The organism is Neorhizobium sp. DAR64860/K0K1 (assembly GCF_050500205.1).
GTDB lineage: Bacteria > Pseudomonadota > Alphaproteobacteria > Rhizobiales > Rhizobiaceae > Neorhizobium > Neorhizobium soli.
Genome location: NZ_CP191459.1, coordinates 722,636 through 737,863, shown reverse-complemented (window position 1 = coordinate 737,863; position 15,228 = coordinate 722,636). Strand labels below are relative to the sequence as shown.

The following is a 15,228-nucleotide window of genomic DNA, read 5'->3' as shown; positions in this document are numbered from 1 at the left end:
CCCCTGAGTGCATCGAGATCTGGATAGACAAGGATCAACTCGTCAAGACCTGAAGAGCCCGGGAGGCATGGACATGACCGAGACATTTACCGCCATGGTGATCGATACCGTCGACGGCAAGCCGAAAGGCGCCTTCCGGGAAATCTCCCTCGCCGATCTGCCTGACAACGACGTGCTCATCGAAATTGCCTATTCGACGGTCAACTACAAGGACGGTCTGGCCATCACCGGCAAGGGCCGGATCGCCCGCCGGATGCCGATGGTCGGCGGCATCGATCTTGCCGGAACCGTGGTCGAATCACGCTCCCCGGATTGGGAGCCGGGCGACAAGGTGGTCGTGAACGGCTGGGGCCTGTCAGAAACGGAATGGGGCGCCTATGCCCGCTACCAGCGGGTCAAACCGGAATGGCTGATCCCGCTGCCCGACGCCTTCACGATGGAACAGGCGATGGCAATCGGCACGGCGGGCTATACCGCGGCACTCTGCGTTGACGCGCTTGAAAAATGGGGCTCGATCAAACCCGGCGCAGGCGAAGTCCTCGTGACCGGCGCCGCCGGTGGCGTTGGCTCGGTGGCGATCGCGCTTCTGGCGGCGCGCGGCTACGTCGTCACAGCCTCGACCGGTCGCCCCGAAACCCACGACTATCTGGCCTCGCTCGGTGCCACAAGCTTCATCGATCGCGCGACGCTTGCCGAAAAGGGCGGCCCGCTGCAAACGGAGCGCTGGACCGGCGGCATCGACAGCGTCGGCTCGACGACGCTTGCCAACGCCCTGTCGCAGACCATGCGGGGCTGCGCAATCGCAGCCTGCGGCCTTGCCGGCGGACCCGACCTTCCAGCGACGGTCCTTCCCCATATCCTGCGCGCCGTCACCCTGATCGGGGTCGATTCGGTCATGGCCTCGCGCCAACAGCGCCTCACCGCCTGGTCGCGCCTTGCCCGCGATCTCGACAGCCGAAAGCTTGCCGCCATGACCAGAACGGAACCGATGTCCAACCTGCCGCAACTGGCAGAAGAGATCATCGCCGGCAAGGTGCGCGGCCGGATCGTGATCGACGTCACGAGGTAACCCCGCGCGCCGTCCGCATTGGCCGGCCTCCCTCTTCAGCCGCGTTCGCGCTAGAACGGATAGTGCTGGTGCGGATCCTCGATGGTGATCCAGCGCAGATCCGTGAACTCGTTGATTGCCGCCCTGCCGCCGAAGCGACCATAGCCGGAGCCCTTGACGCCGCCGAACGGCATCTGCGCCTCATCCGCGACGGAGGGGCCGTTGATGTGGCAGATCCCCGATTGGACCCTTCCGGCGACGGCGAGCGCGCGCTGGATATCGCGGCTGTAGACCGAACCTGAGAGACCGTATTGCGTATCGTTGGCGATCCGGATCGCCTCCTCCTCGTCCTTGACCCGGATGATCGGCTTGACCGGACCGAAGCACTCCTCGTCATAGATGCGCATGCCGGGCTCGACGTGATCGAGCACCGTAGCCTCCACGACGCTGCCGGTGCGCTTGCCGCCCGCGGTGAGACTGGCCCCCTTGGCGATCGCGTCGGCAATGATCTCTTCCATCTTTTCCGCGGCACCGATCGTCACCAGCGAACCGAGCACGACGTGACCGCGGGGATCGCCCGCCGGAAGCTTGGCTGCGCGCTCGGACAGTTTAGCCACGAATTCGTCGGCGATCTTGTCGTGGACGATCAGCTTTTCGGTCGCCATGCAGACCTGGCCCATATTGATGAACGAGCCGAAGATCGCGCCGTTGACGGCCGCATCGATATCGGCGTCCTCGAGCACGAGCATCGGTGCCTTGCCGCCCAGTTCGAGAAGCGCCGGCTTCAGATGGCGGCCGCAGAGTTCGCCGATGATGCGGCCGACCTTGGTGGAACCGGTAAAGTTGACGCGGCGGACTTCGGGTGCCGAAACCAGCGCCTCGACAACGACGGCGGCATCCTCGGGTGCATTGGTGATGACGTTGACGACTCCATCCGGGAAACCGGCCTCGATAAACACCTTGCCGATCGCGACATGCAGTCCGGGGCATGCTTCGGAGGCCTTGAGGATGACCGTGTTACCGCAGGCAAGCGCCATGGCGATGGCCCGCACGCCGAGAATGATCGGTGCATTCCACGGCGCGATGCCAAGGCAGACGCCGACCGGTTGGCGCATCGCCATCGACAGGTTTCCGGGCTTGTCCGACGGGATGATCTCACCCTGGATCTGGGTCGTCATGGCCGCCGCCTCGCGCAGCATGTTTGCCGCAAGATGCGCGTTGAAGCCGGCCCATCCGCCGGTCGCGCCGGTCTCGGCGGTCATCAGCTCGGTGAGCTCGCCACCCTTGGACGCAAGCACATCGGCCGCCTTGTTGAGAAGCGCGCGACGTGCACCGGGACCGGTTGTAGACCATGCCGAAAAGGCGGCCTGGGCTGCCGCGACCGCGGCCTTGGCGTCCTCGACGCCGGACGCCGGTGATTGGCTCGCGACATTGCCCGTATAGGGATTGATCCGTTCGAACGTCTTGCCCGAAATGGCGTCGGCCAACTGGCCGCCGATGATCTGTTTGATGTCCAAGGTCGCATCCTTTCTTCGAGAAACCAGATAGCCAGCTTCGAGGGATGCGCCACAGCCGTAAACAACGGCATCACACGTCCGCTTTCTCGACCGATCGCGCGAACAAACAGTCAGCCTGCGCATGACTTCGCACAGTCTGACCGTCAGTCTCCGCGGTTTCCATCGAGAAGCGAAGCCCCTCCTCCAACAGGCATGTTAACGAACTCCAGCCGCGACTCAAGGGAGGATCAAACAGCCGCAGCCACGAACATGGCACTTGCCTCAAGCCATCAAACGGAAAGATACGGGACTGATCTGCGCTACTTCGAGCAGACACGGCCCGCTCGGCTCTTTCGCACCCTATCGACGAGGGATAGGTAGGATTGCGGAACCGGCGCCGCGGTCGACATGCGCAACTGAAAGTACCCAATGTTTCATCTCATCTTTGGACTGCCCTGGCTGATTGTCGTCCTCCGCTTCATTCAGCCGCTGCCCTGGCACTGGTCGGCGAAGGTGGCAGTGGCGGTGCTTTTGCTGATCGCCTCGCAATACCATTTCTTCAGCCGGCTCTCGTCCGGCTCGGTCTTTTCGCCGGAGTTTCCGCGACCGCTGATCATTGCGTTCAACCTCCTGTTTGGCGCGATCGTTTTCGTGGCCGTCTTCCAGATCGCGCTCGATGTCGCCTCGCTCCTGATCATGCCCTTCAACGGACACTTCCCCGCCGTACCCGCCGGGCTCCGTTATGCCATGGGTGGCGTCGCGCTCTGCCTTTCCGCCTATGGTGTCAGCCAGGCAATCCGTGTGCCGCCACTCAACGACATCGAGATTCAAATCGCAAACCTGCCGCCGGAATTCGAGGGCTATCGCCTCGTCCAGCTGACCGATCTCCACATCAGCCGGCTGTTCCCAGCGAAATGGGCCGAGGCGGTCGTATCGAAAACCAACGCGCTCGATGCGGACCTCATCGTCATCACGGGAGACTTTATCGACGGCAGCGTCGCACACCGCCGCAGCGACGTCGCTTCGCTGGCAAACCTGCGGGCGGGCGATGGGGTCTATGCCATCCCTGGCAACCACGAATACTTCTTCGATTACCGGGACTGGATGCGCCACCTCGCAACCTTGAACATGACGATGCTTCAGAATGCCCACGTTGTGCTGACGCGAGGGAACGGCAGGCTCGTGCTGGCCGGTGTCACGGACCTTTCGGCACGCGGACACGGAGCGCCGGCCCCGGACCTCGATACGGCTATTGCGGGCGCCCCCGCCGACGCGCCGATCATTCTTCTCGACCATCAGCCCAGGTTGGCACAGAAAGCCGCCGCATCGGGGATCGCCCTCCAACTGTCGGGACATACCCATGGCGGCATGGTTGTCGGCCTTGATCGCGTGGTCGCACGCGCCAACAACGGCTTTGTTTCGGGCCGCTATCAGATCGGCGGGATGACCCTCTACGTCAACAACGGCACGGGCATTTGGCCCGGTTTCGCGCTGCGGATCGGTGTTCCCTCCGAACTGACCCGGATCACGCTTCGGGCCGGTCAGCCGCTTTGAAGACTGAAGTGACACCGCTTCATCTGCTTTCTCTATCCACAACCATCGGCCCGCCGCGAACGACAGGTGTTGACGCGGGCGCTCTCGCCAACACATAGTCGCCGCCAATGCGCCGTCATCGACACGGTGCGTCGATCGGGATTGGAGGATCTCGACCGGTATTCATGCCAAGGGAGGAATTTTCATGAAAGTCATTACAGGCTCGGCAATTCTGGCGACCGCATCGTTTCTGATGGGATCAACCGCCATGGCCGCGACGGAAATCTCGTGGTGGCACGCCATGACCGGCGCCAACAATGAGGTTGTCGACCAGCTCGCCAAGGAATTCAACGAAAGCCAGTCGGACTTCAAGGTCATGCCTGTCTTCAAGGGCACCTACCCGGAAACGCTGAACGCCGGCATCGCCGCCTTCCGCGCCAAGCAGCCGCCGGCCATCATGCAGGTCTTCGATGCCGGCAGCGGCGTCATGATGGGCGCCCAGGGTGCCATCGTGCCGGTTGCGGACGTTCTGGAAAAGGGCGGCTTCAAATTCGACAAGAGCCAGTACCTGCCGGGGATCGTTGCCTACTATTCGAAGCCTGACGGCACGATGCTGTCCTTCCCCTACAATTCGTCCTCGCCAATCCTCTATTATAACAAGGATATCTTCGAGAAGGCCGGGCTCAACCCCGACACCCCGCCGAAGACCTGGGGCGAGGTGTTTGACGCCGCCAAGAAGATCAAGACCAGCGGTGCTGCTCCCTGCGGCTTTACCTCGACATGGCTCACATGGATCCAGACGGAAAACTTTGCGGCCTGGAACAACCTTTCCTATGGCAGCAATGAAAACGGCCTTGGCGGCACCGACGTCAAGCTTGCCTTCAACGCCGAACCCTTCGTCAAGCATTTCCAGGCGATCGCTGATCTCGCCAAGGACGGCACGTTCCGTTACGGCGGCCGCACGTCTGAAGCCAAGCAGTTGTTCACATCAGGCGAATGCGCCATCCTGACCGAATCCTCCGGCGGTCTGGGCGACATCGTCAAGTCCGGCCTGAAATACGGCATCGGCCAGCTGCCCTATGCAGAAGGTCCGGGACGCCCGCAGAACACCATCCCCGGCGGCGCCAGCCTCTGGGTCTTCGGCGGCAAGAGCGATGCCGAATACAAGGGGGTCGCGACCTTCTTCAACTTCCTGTCGCAGACCAAGATCCAGTCGCGGCTGCACCAGGTCTCCGGCTACATGCCGGTCACGATGGCAGCCTATGAGGATACCAAGAAATCCGGCTTCTACGAGAAGAACCCGGCGCGCGAAACGCCCTTGCTGCAGATGATGGGCAAGGCTCCGACCGAGAACTCCAAGGGCGTTCGCCTCGTCAACCTGCCGCAGGTCCGCGACATCATGAACGAAGAGTTCGAATCGATGCTCGCCGGTAAGCAGGATGCCAAGGCCGCTCTCGACAAGGCTGTCCAGCGGGGCAATGCCGCCATCCAGCAAGCCATCGGCAAGTAAGCGGTAAGCGTTAGGGCCGCCCCGGCGACTGTCGCGGGCGGCCTGCAGCATTTCAACGGAGCCTGCCCGTGCAAAGCGTCGTATTTCCCAACAAGGTGCTGCCCTATTTTCTGGTGGCGCCGCAGATTGTCCTGACCGTCGTGTTCTTCTTCTGGCCGGCCAGCCAGGCGCTCTACCAGTCGGCCATGCGCGAAGATCCGTTCGGGCTGCAGAGCAGCTTTGTCGGCTTCGCCAACTTTTCCGCCATCCTGGCCGACGAGAGCTATCTTCACGCGCTCCGCGTCACCGTCGTCTTCAGCGTGGCAACCGCGCTGCTTTCCATGGGTGTCGCGCTTCTGCTGGCGACAGCTGCCGATACCGTCGTGCGCGGCAAGGGTTTCTACCGCACGATGATGATCATCCCTTACGCGGTGGCGCCGGCGGTTGCCGGCATGCTGTGGCTGTTCATGTTCAACCCGGCCATGGGCACGTTTGCCTATATCCTGCGGCGCAACGGCATTGCATGGGACCCGCTGCTGAACGGCGATCAAGCCATGTCCCTCGTCGTGGTGGCAGCCGCCTGGAAACAGATCAGCTACAATTTCCTGTTCTTCGTCGCCGGCCTGCAGGCAATCCCGAAATCCCTGCTCGAAGCCGCCGCGATCGATGGCGCGCGAGGCAGCCGCAGGTTCTGGACGATCGTCTTCCCGCTGCTTGCCCCGACCACCTTCTTCCTTCTGGTCGTCAACACCGTCTACGCCTTCTTCGACACGTTCGGCATCATCCATTCGGTGACCGGCGGCGGACCGGCAAAGGCTACCGAAACGCTGGTCTACAAGGTCTATAACGACGGCTTCGTGAACCTCAACCTCGGTTCGTCTGCGGCCCAGTCGGTGATCCTGATGGTCATCGTCATCGCGCTGACCGCCTTCCAGTTCCGCTTCGTCGAGCGACGCGTCCATTACGGGTAAATTATCAGATGATCGAGAACCGTCCTGTCGCACGCCTGATGGCGCATCTGATGCTGATCCTTGGGATCATCATCGTCGCCTTCCCCATCTACTACACTTTCATTGCCTCGACGGCGACGTCGAGCGCGATCATCCGACCACCGCTGTCGCTCCTGCCGGGCGGCCATATGGTCGAGAACTACAGCGAGTCCATTTCCGGCGGTGTCGAGCGCGTCGTCGGCGTCAGTCTGGAGCGGCTGTTGTTCAACAGCTTCGTGGTGGCGGTCGCAATTGCCGTCGGCAAGATCATCATCTCCTTCCTGTCGGCATTCGCGATCGTCTTCTTTCGCTTTCCGTTCCGAATGGGCTTCTTCTGGATGATCTTCATCACCCTGATGCTGCCGGTCGAAGTGCGCATCCTGCCGACCTACAAGGTGATCGTCGATCTCGGCCTGCTCAACACCTATGCCGGCCTAACCCTGCCGCTGATGGCATCGGCGACGGCGACCTTCCTGTTTCGCCAGTTCTTCCTCACCATTCCCGGCGAAATGGTCGAGGCGGCGCGGATCGACAATGCAGGACCGTTCCGCTTCATGCGCGATATCCTGCTGCCGCTGTCGACGACCAATATCGCGGCCCTGTTCGTCATCCTGTTTATCTACGGCTGGACCCAGTATCTCTGGCCGCTGCTCGTCACCGACCGTGCGGAGATGAACACGATCATCATCGGCCTGCGCCGCATGGTCGATTTCACTGATGCATCAACTCCTTGGAACTACGTCATGGTCACGGCGATCCTGGCAATCATCCCTCCCGTCATCGTCGTGGTGCTCATGCAGCGCTGGTTCGTCAAAGGTTTGGTGGAGACCGAAAAGTAATGGCAACAATTGAACTGAAAGACGTCCGCAAGGTCTATGGCGGCAATATCGACGCCATCAAGGGCGTGTCACTGGACATCGCAGACGGCGAGATGATCGTTCTGGTCGGCCCATCCGGCTGCGGCAAGTCCACGCTGCTGCGCATGGTCGCCGGGCTCGAAAGCATCACCGGTGGCGACGTCATCATCAACGGCAAGCGCGTCAATGACATGGAACCGGCCGAGCGCGATATCGCGATGGTGTTCCAGAACTACGCGCTCTATCCGCACATGACGGTCAAGCAGAACCTTGCCTACGGTCTGAAGAACCGCGGAACCTCGAAGGACGAGATCGAACGGCGCATCACCGAGGCCGCGCGCGCACTCGAAATCGAGCCGTTCCTCGCCCGCAAGCCACGGCAGCTTTCCGGCGGCCAGCGGCAGCGCGTCGCCATGGGCCGCGCGATCGTGCGCAAGCCCGCAGCCTTCCTGTTCGACGAGCCGCTGTCGAACCTCGACGCGAAACTGCGCGTGCAGATGCGGGTCGAGATCCGCCGGCTGCAGCGATCGCTCGCGACGACGTCGATCTACGTGACACACGACCAGATGGAAGCGATGACGCTCGCCGACCGCCTCGTCGTCCTCAACGCCGGCCGGATCGAGCAGGTCGGAACGCCGATCGAGCTCTACGAGAAACCCGCGACCACCTTCGTCGCAACCTTCATCGGATCGCCCTCGATGAACCTGATGACACTTGGCAAGCCCGGCGGCTGGAGCGTGGCCGAAGGCCTTCCCTCCACTGTCGCCACCGTCGGCATTCGTCCGGAAGACATCGTGATTGCCGAGGGAGAGGTTTCCTCGCCTTTCAGAGCCGAGGTCGAGGTCATCGCCGTCGAACTCGTCGGAGCAGAAAGCTACGTCCATGGTGCGACGTCGGACGGAAGCCCTCTTGTCTTCCGGGTCCCCGGCCGCTCCCGCATCGCGATCGGCGAGAAACTGCCCGTGACGACAGCGCCCCACCACCTTCATCTTTTCGACAGCGCCGGAAAGCGCATCGAACGTACCGGTTGATCCGGGACGCGCAAAGATGCGCAGGAGTGCGCTCTCGACGGACGCCTGCGCACTCCTGCAACTTCGCGACATTGACCCTATCGGAAAGTGAGCTATTACTCATGCGAGCAAAAAGGTTCGCATCGCAATAATGGTCACCATTCTCGTAACACTGCTGGGTTTCCTGATCCTTCTGATTGCAGCCGTGTTCTTCGCAGTTCGCGCGCGCGCGCTTGCGTACGACAAGCACTTCCGCGATCAGGTCCGCCTGCAGCGAAGACTGGAGAACCGGGAGGCCAAGCTCAAGATCAGAGCTCGCAAGCACCGCCGCAACCTCGCAAAGAAACGCCTCGCCAGGATGAAGCGGGCGAAGGCGTTAGCCGCGCGCGCGAAGTGATCGAGCAGAACAGCCGCTACCTGTGAAAACTGGCCAGCTGCAGGATTTACCACGAGACCGTGCTGAAGAACTCAGCCGCGCGAACGCTCGCATATCTCGAGCTTGAAGCAGCAGAATATCAATCGGACAATCTGGGAAATTTGGTAGCGGAGGGCAGAATTGAACTGCCGACCTCAGGGTTATGAATCCTGCGCTCTCACCAACTGAGCTACCCCGCCACAGGGTGGATCGAGTGTCTCGATCCGTTTGGATGTGCGGCTTATAGAACCCGCGTCACTCAAGTGTCAAGCGCAGGATGGGAGAAAAACGGCGAGATTTGAACCGCTATTTTCCCGATCCCTCGTTCATTCTCCAGGCCGAATAAAACCGGTCTTTCAAGCGGCTACAGGGGTCGCCAGAAGCGCCCGCAACGATGCCTCGGCATCGGCCGCCCGTTCGGACCGTTCGACGAAGCCGCCGCCGTGGACGCGCGCATCGGCACCTTCCGCGGAATAGAGAACGCAGGCCTGACCGGGTGCCACGCCCTGCTCGCCGATCGCCAGATCGACATAGACGCCGCGCTCATCCGTATGCAGCGTGGCAGGTGACGGCGGGCGCGTCGAGCGTACCTTGGCAAAGCACGCAAAGCCGTTGCCCGCATCATCCTGCAGCGTCCCGTCACCGATCCAGTTGACGTCGCGCAGATAGACCCGGTGCGTATCGAGCGCTTCCTTCGGCCCGACGATGACGCGGCGCGAGCGGGCGTCCAGATAAACCACGTAAAGCGGCTCGCCTGTCGCAACGCCCAGACCCTTGCGCTGACCGATCGTGTAATGGACGATCCCCTCGTGGCGGCCCAGCACGCGGCCGTCCATGTGGACGATATCGCCCACCAAAGCCGAGTTCGGCTTCACCTTGGCGATGATATCGGCATATTTTCCGGCGGGAACGAAACAGATGTCCTGGCTGTCAGCCTTCTTGGCAACCACCAGCCCCATGTCTTCGGCCAGCTCGCGCACCTGCGCCTTGCCCATGCCACCCAACGGAAAGCGCAGATAGTCGATCTGCTCCTGCGTTGTCGCAAACAGGAACCAGCTCTGGTCGCGGTCCGCATCGATCGGCCTGAACAGCGCACGCCGGCCCGGATTGTCGGCCGTGGGGTTCGGCGCCGAACGGATGTAATGGCCGGTTGCCAGTGCATCGGCTCCAAGCTCGCGCGCGGTCGCCAAAAGATCGGCAAATTTGACCGTCTGGTTGCAGGCAACGCAAGGCACCGGCGTTTCGCCCATCGCATAGGCTTCGGCAAACGGATTGATCACCGTCTCGCGGAAACGCTTCTCGTAGTCGAGAACGTAATGCGGAATGCCAAGCGTTTCGCAGACCCGGCGGGCGTCATCGATGTCCTGGCCGGCGCAGCAGGATCCTGCGCGGTGCACGGCCGCGCCGTGATCATAGAGCTGAAGCGTGATCCCGATCACGTCATAGCCTTCGCGCTTCAAAAGGCCTGCCACGACTGACGAATCCACGCCGCCCGACATGGCGACCACGACGCGCGTATCTTCCGGCTTCTTGTCAAAATCCAGCGTATTCACGGGGTACTCTCTTAAAGTCTCTCAGGCCGCGGCAGCAAGCACGCCGGCAGAGTGGCACCAGATGTGCGGGATCGTCCGCGCAAAGGCTTTCAGAAAGAGGATATAGAAAGGAATGAGCTGGCGCGCAAGAGAAGCGCACTCAACCCATCTGCGCCCTCAGTGTCAGAGAGCAGCAACATCAGGACTGGAAGTTCGCGTGACGCAGGGCCGTATCCGCGACGGCGCCGTTTGCGTGCCCGTTGCTGTTGCTCGCACCTTCGGCCCTTAGACGAGGCAGCGCTGCCGGATATTCCCGCTGAACGAAGTCGATGATCTTCTCGCGCATCTCGCAACGCATGTCGAACGTCTTCGGCGCGTTGTTGGCGGAGACCAGGATACGGATCTCCATCACGCTTTCCTTGAAATCCGTCACCTGAACATTGACCACGCGCCTGTCCCAGATCTTCGACTCGTTGGCGATTTCCTCGACCCTGCGCCTGATGGCGCTGACGGGAACGGAATAGTCGAGATAGATCATCACGGTGCCAATCAGGGCCGAGCCTTCGCGGGTCCAGTTCTGGAACGGATTCTCGATGAAATAGGAGAGCGGCAGGATCATGCGCCGCCAGTCCCACAGCTTCACCACCACATAAGTCGAGGTGATCTCCTCGACATTGCCCCACTCCCCTTCGACGATCAGCGCATCGTCGATGCGGATCGGCTGCGTGATGGCAAGCTGGATGCCGGCAAAGATGTTTTTAAGCATGGGCTGCAGGGCAAGACCCAGCACGATACCGGCGACACCGGCGGAGGCGAGCACGCTGACGCCGTATTGCTGGACGGCCGGGAAGGTCATCAGCATCGCGGCAACCGTGACGATGACGATCATCGCGCCGGCAATGCGCTCGGCAATCCGCGACTGGGTCACGTGGGTGCGGGCAAGAAGGTTGTCTTCCGCATCCAGCTTGAAGCGGCGCAGATAGACCGTCATCCAAATATGCAAAGCCGTCTTTGCGACCCAGCCGAGCACGAGGATGAAACCCAGCAACAGCACATGCCGGATGATTTCGGCCGGTCGAGCCGCAAGCGGTGCGATAGATGATGCAAACGATACAGTGAATGTCAGAACCGTCAAACGCATCGGCCGGCGCCCGCGCGACACCAGCGATCGCCAGAACAGGTCCTTGTCTTCCACCAGCCGCTTGAAGATACCGAACGCGAAACGGTGGATCGCCAGACCAATCAGGACCGCGCCCACGAGAAGGCCGACGCTCACCATCCAGTTCGGCAGCCAGTCGGTATATTGGCGAAACTCTGTAATCAAAAAATCCATCCAACCGATTTAGGGTGCAGTGCAGCATGAAACACCCCTGCCGCAAAAATTTCACAGTTGCGGTGTCTTCATGGCGGCCGTTGGGAGATGATGCGAGGAGCGCGGCATGACTGTCGATAACGGAAAATCCGATCTGACCCGATTCGTGGATGCACAAGATCCGGTCTACGCGCAGGTCATGAGCGAACTGCGAAACGGCCGCAAAGAGTCGCACTGGATGTGGTACATTTTCCCGCAGATCGCCGGTCTTGGTCCCTCAATCATGTCACAACGCTTCGCACTTACCTCTCTGGAAGAAGCCCAGACCTATCTCGACCATCCGGTGCTTGGACCACGTCTCCTCGAATGCACGCACGCCATGCTTCCGCATGAAGGACTTTCGGCGCGCACCATCCTCGGGTTCCCCGACGACATGAAGTTTCGCAGTTCGATGACGCTGTTCGATAAAGCCGCAACAGAAAAGGGCTCGCCTTTCGAGCGAGCCCTTGAGAAGTTCTTCGGCGGCCAGCGCGACGACAAGACGATCGCGCTGCTGGGGATTGGCTGATCAGGCAGCCGACTGGATGGCCGAGACCTTCCAGTCATTGGCCGGCTTGCGCACGAAGGTCCAGATCTCGACCGTTTCCGTGACGGCATTCGGATCCCCTTCGGCGACAGCGCCGGTGTTGCGATCGCTCAGGAAGTCGACGCTCGAGTAGCGCATCGCAACCGTTGCGTATTCCTGGCCGTTTTCGCGCCAGGCTTCCGAAAGGTCGCCCTGCAACAGGGTCACGTCGCGGACTTCGTTCTTCACGCCGTTGGTGGCGTTTTCACCAAGCTCTTCAGCCAGATAGGACATGGCTTCCGGCGTGGTGAGATTGCGAAGCTTCGCGTAGTCTTCCGCGCCATAGGCAGCCTGGACATCCGTCAGCATCTTTTCAAACAGGCCGAGATCGCGACCGGTGATACCGACTTCATCCGTGTCGGGACCCGCCTGACGCGGAGCAGACGCAGCCTGCGTGGCACCGAAGCCACCCATCGCACCGCCGCCAGAACCGATCTTAGGGATCTGGAAGCCGCCACCGTTGTTCTGCGGTGCCTGGTAGGCATGGTTATTGTTGTCACGGCTGTTACCGCCGAAACCGTTATCGCGCGCGTTGCCCGCAGGACCCGCCGGGTGCTGCTGCTGGCGACGACGGGCGAAGAAGCGGAAGGCCAGCATGGCAAGACCCGCGATCAGCGCGATCTGCAACAGCATGCCGAACATGCCGGCCATACCGCCAAAACCGTTGCCCATCATCATGCCGAACAGGCCACCGAGAGCCAGACCGCCGAGAAGACCACCAGCCATGCCGCCGAACAGGCCACGACGCGGCTGAGCCGCCTGGGCGCCTGCGCCGTTAGCAGGAGACGCTGCGTTCTGCTGCGTGTTGGGCGTCATCGAACGATTGATGCCGGTTGCCGTGCCTGGTGCCGTGTTCGTGGTCGGCGGCGGTGCGAATGTGCGTGTACCGCGGCTGCCGAAGCTGGAACCGCCGCCGGCGCGGCGCGCCTCCGCCATATCGACGGCTGTTAGCGAAACTGCCATTCCGACCGCGAAGATCGCGAAGAGTTTCTGGAAACGCCGAAGCTTGGATAACATTGGTTTCTCCTCTGGCCGCCCGATGCGGTCGTGATCCTAGATATAGAGAGTGGCAGGCGCGAATTTTAGAGCCACCACCATCTTTTCCCGCCGAAGTAGATATCGGACGATGAAACGGGAGCCAAGCGATGCAAATACAACCAGCGGGAGATTTAGCGTATGGACCGATCACATCGGCTTGATCACAACGAAAAAGCCCGGCGCGCTGGCACCGGGCTTTGTCTTGGTCATCCGGGAGGATGGTTTATTCGACGTTGAAGACCAGCTGGCGGGCCTGACGGATCGCCGGGTTGGCGGTCAGGCGGGCGAGCACGTCGTTCGAAACAGGACCATCGACATAAAGCAGCGCGATCGCATCGCCGCCATCCTTCTCGCGGCCGAGATGGAAGTTGGCGATGTTGACGCCGGCATCACCGAGCGTGGTGCCCATGAAGCCGATCATGCCGGGTACGTCGGTATTGGAGATGTAGACCATGTTGGCGCCGACATCGGCGTCCATGTTGATGCCCTTGATCTGGATGAACCGCGGCTTGCCGTCGGAAAACACGGTGCCGGCGACGGAACGGCTCTGCTTGTCGGTGGTGACCGTCAGCTTGATGTAGCCGTCATAGACACCGGTCTTGTCGCGCTTGACCTCGGACAGGACGATGCCTTTTTCCTTGATCATGATCGGCGCGGAAACCATGTTCGCGTCTGCCACCTGGTTACGGATCAAACCAGCCAGAAGCGCGGAGGTGAGCGCCTTGGTGTTCATTCCGGCCGTTGCGCCATCAAACAGGATCTCGATTTCCTTGATCGGATCTTCCGTGACCTGACCAACGAAGGCACCGAGAACATCGGCAAGACGGATGAACGGCTTCAGGATCGGTGCTTCTTCAGCGGTGATCGAGGGCATGTTGATGGCGTTGGAAACGGCACCCTTGACCAGATAGTCCGACATCTGTTCAGCCACCTGCAGCGCAACGTTCTCCTGGGCTTCCGTGGTGGAGGCGCCCAGATGCGGCGTGCACACGACGTTGTCGAGGCCAAACAGCGGGCTTTGCGTCGCAGGCTCGACTTCGAACACGTCGAAACCGGCACCGGCGACATGGCCGGACTTGATGGCTTCAGCAAGCGCTGCTTCATCGACCAGACCGCCGCGGGCGCAGTTGATGATCCGCACGCCCTTCTTGGTCTTGGCGAGGTTTTCCTTGCCGAGAATGCCGCGGGTTTTGTCGGTCATCGGAACATGCAGGGTGATGAAGTCGGCGCGCGCCAGCAGATCATCCAGCTCGACCTTCTCGACGCCCATGTCCAGCGCACGCTCAGCCGAGAGGAAGGGGTCATAGGCGATGACGTGCATACCGATGCCGATTGCCTTCTTGCAGACGATGCCGCCGATATTGCCGGCGCCGATGACGCCAAGCGTCTTGCCGGTGATTTCGACACCCATGAACTTCGACTTTTCCCACTTGCCGGCCTGCGTCGAGGCATCGGCCTGCGGCAACTGCCGGGCAACGGCAAACATCAGCGCGATCGCGTGTTCAGCCGTCGTGATCGAGTTGCCGAACGGCGTGTTCATGACGATGATGCCGCGCTTGGAGGCAGCCGGAATGTCGACATTGTCGACGCCGATACCGGCGCGGCCGATGACCTTGAGATTGGTCGCAGCAGCGATCAGCTTCTCGGTCGCCTTTGTGGCGGAACGGATGGCGAGGCCATCGTAGTTGCCGATGATTTCGGCAAGCTTGTCCTTGTCCTTGCCGAGCTTCGGCTGAAAATCGACTTCCACGCCGCGATCGCGAAAGATCTGGACGGCGGTTTCGGAGAGTTCGTCGGATACGAGAACGCGAGGTGCCATGGGTTGGGCTCCTGATAAGGGGTGTAATCTCTAAATGCGGATGAAACGGTGCCGCGTCCCTAGAC

Annotated in this window: 13 protein-coding genes and 1 tRNA gene; 8 read left to right on the top strand and 6 right to left on the bottom strand. The window is 61.3% G+C overall.

Translation table 11 applies throughout. The annotated features are described in order from the left end of the window. Positions 1-73: 73 nt before the first annotated feature. Positions 74-1,069, top strand: coding sequence for an MDR family oxidoreductase (locus tag ACQY1J_RS08105; protein ID WP_430251134.1), 996 nt, complete (start codon positions 74-76; stop codon positions 1,067-1,069). 50 nt (positions 1,070-1,119) lie between these two features. Here ACQY1J_RS08105 and ACQY1J_RS08100 read toward each other — a convergent pair whose 3' ends face one another. Further along, the gene (locus tag ACQY1J_RS08100; RefSeq protein WP_430251133.1) at positions 1,120-2,565 is read right to left on the bottom strand and encodes an aldehyde dehydrogenase; all 1,446 of its coding nucleotides are present in this window, start codon (positions 2,563-2,565) and stop codon (positions 1,120-1,122) included. Positions 2,566-2,973: 408 nt separating this feature from the next. On the opposite strand from ACQY1J_RS08100, the gene ACQY1J_RS08095 reads away from it, so the two are divergent. From ACQY1J_RS08095 to ACQY1J_RS08070, 6 genes are all read left to right on the top strand, one after another. Beyond that, the gene (locus ACQY1J_RS08095) at positions 2,974-4,098 is read left to right on the top strand and encodes a metallophosphoesterase (RefSeq protein WP_430251132.1); all 1,125 of its coding nucleotides are present in this window, start codon (positions 2,974-2,976) and stop codon (positions 4,096-4,098) included. Positions 4,099-4,282: 184 nt separating this feature from the next. Continuing rightward, positions 4,283-5,587: a sn-glycerol-3-phosphate ABC transporter substrate-binding protein UgpB gene (gene ugpB, locus ACQY1J_RS08090; protein WP_062460687.1), complete on the top strand. Its 1,305-nt coding sequence runs from the start codon at positions 4,283-4,285 to the stop codon at positions 5,585-5,587. A gap of 68 nt (positions 5,588-5,655) precedes the next feature. Next, positions 5,656-6,537, top strand: coding sequence for a sn-glycerol-3-phosphate ABC transporter permease UgpA (gene ugpA / locus ACQY1J_RS08085; protein WP_062460690.1), 882 nt, complete (start codon positions 5,656-5,658; stop codon positions 6,535-6,537). A gap of 8 nt (positions 6,538-6,545) precedes the next feature. Continuing rightward, positions 6,546-7,394: a sn-glycerol-3-phosphate ABC transporter permease UgpE gene (ugpE, locus tag ACQY1J_RS08080; protein WP_062460693.1), complete on the top strand. Its 849-nt coding sequence runs from the start codon at positions 6,546-6,548 to the stop codon at positions 7,392-7,394. Then, positions 7,394-8,443 carry a sn-glycerol-3-phosphate import ATP-binding protein UgpC gene (locus ACQY1J_RS08075; protein ID WP_209901748.1) on the top strand — a complete coding sequence of 350 codons (1,050 nt, stop codon included), beginning with the start codon at positions 7,394-7,396 and terminating at the stop codon, positions 8,441-8,443. The genes ugpE and ACQY1J_RS08075 overlap by 1 nt, the downstream gene beginning before the upstream one ends. Before the next feature lie 130 nt (positions 8,444-8,573). Beyond that, a complete protein-coding gene (locus ACQY1J_RS08070; RefSeq protein WP_430251131.1) occupies positions 8,574-8,819 on the top strand; it encodes a hypothetical protein in 246 nt (81 codons plus the stop codon). Between the two features lie 141 nt (positions 8,820-8,960). On the opposite strand, the gene ACQY1J_RS08065 is transcribed toward ACQY1J_RS08070, so the two are convergent. The 3 genes from ACQY1J_RS08065 to ACQY1J_RS08055 all read right to left on the bottom strand — a co-directional run bounded on the left by ACQY1J_RS08065 (position 8,961) and on the right by ACQY1J_RS08055 (position 11,702). Next, a tRNA-Met gene (locus ACQY1J_RS08065) sits at positions 8,961-9,037 on the bottom strand. 156 nt (positions 9,038-9,193) lie between these two features. Beyond that, a complete protein-coding gene (gene mnmA / locus ACQY1J_RS08060) occupies positions 9,194-10,390 on the bottom strand; it encodes a tRNA 2-thiouridine(34) synthase MnmA (RefSeq protein WP_062460702.1) in 1,197 nt (398 codons plus the stop codon). 178 nt (positions 10,391-10,568) lie between these two features. Then, a complete protein-coding gene (locus ACQY1J_RS08055) occupies positions 10,569-11,702 on the bottom strand; it encodes a mechanosensitive ion channel family protein (protein ID WP_062582441.1) in 1,134 nt (377 codons plus the stop codon). A 106-nt stretch (positions 11,703-11,808) separates the two neighbouring features. On the opposite strand from ACQY1J_RS08055, the gene ACQY1J_RS08050 reads away from it, so the two are divergent. Next, positions 11,809-12,249 (top strand): DUF1810 domain-containing protein, encoded by a 441-nt coding sequence (locus tag ACQY1J_RS08050; protein WP_062460710.1) that lies wholly within the window; start codon positions 11,809-11,811, stop codon positions 12,247-12,249. On the opposite strand, the gene ACQY1J_RS08045 is transcribed toward ACQY1J_RS08050, so the two are convergent. Together ACQY1J_RS08045 and serA are read right to left on the bottom strand one after the other, a co-directional pair. Then, positions 12,250-13,323, bottom strand: coding sequence for a Tim44 domain-containing protein (locus ACQY1J_RS08045; protein WP_062460715.1), 1,074 nt, complete (start codon positions 13,321-13,323; stop codon positions 12,250-12,252). A gap of 244 nt (positions 13,324-13,567) precedes the next feature. Then, complete coding sequence (serA, locus tag ACQY1J_RS08040; protein WP_430251130.1) at positions 13,568-15,163, bottom strand: phosphoglycerate dehydrogenase; 1,596 nt, start codon at positions 15,161-15,163, stop codon at positions 13,568-13,570. Positions 15,164-15,228: the final 65 nt, after the last annotated feature.

Coding starts and splice junctions, on each gene's coding strand:
- ugpE (WP_062460693.1), top strand. CDS start 6,546: ATGATCGAGAACCGTCCTGTCGCACGCCTGATGGCGCATCTGATGCTG.
- ACQY1J_RS08075 (WP_209901748.1), top strand. CDS start 7,394: ATGGCAACAATTGAACTGAAAGACGTCCGCAAGGTCTATGGCGGCAAT.
- ACQY1J_RS08050 (WP_062460710.1), top strand. CDS start 11,809: ATGACTGTCGATAACGGAAAATCCGATCTGACCCGATTCGTGGATGCA.
- ACQY1J_RS08105 (WP_430251134.1), top strand. CDS start 74: ATGACCGAGACATTTACCGCCATGGTGATCGATACCGTCGACGGCAAG.
- ugpB (WP_062460687.1), top strand. CDS start 4,283: ATGAAAGTCATTACAGGCTCGGCAATTCTGGCGACCGCATCGTTTCTG.
- ACQY1J_RS08095 (WP_430251132.1), top strand. CDS start 2,974: ATGTTTCATCTCATCTTTGGACTGCCCTGGCTGATTGTCGTCCTCCGC.
- ACQY1J_RS08070 (WP_430251131.1), top strand. CDS start 8,574: ATGGTCACCATTCTCGTAACACTGCTGGGTTTCCTGATCCTTCTGATT.
- ACQY1J_RS08055 (WP_062582441.1), bottom strand. CDS start 11,702: ATGGATTTTTTGATTACAGAGTTTCGCCAATATACCGACTGGCTGCCG.
- ACQY1J_RS08045 (WP_062460715.1), bottom strand. CDS start 13,323: ATGTTATCCAAGCTTCGGCGTTTCCAGAAACTCTTCGCGATCTTCGCG.
- serA (WP_430251130.1), bottom strand. CDS start 15,163: ATGGCACCTCGCGTTCTCGTATCCGACGAACTCTCCGAAACCGCCGTC.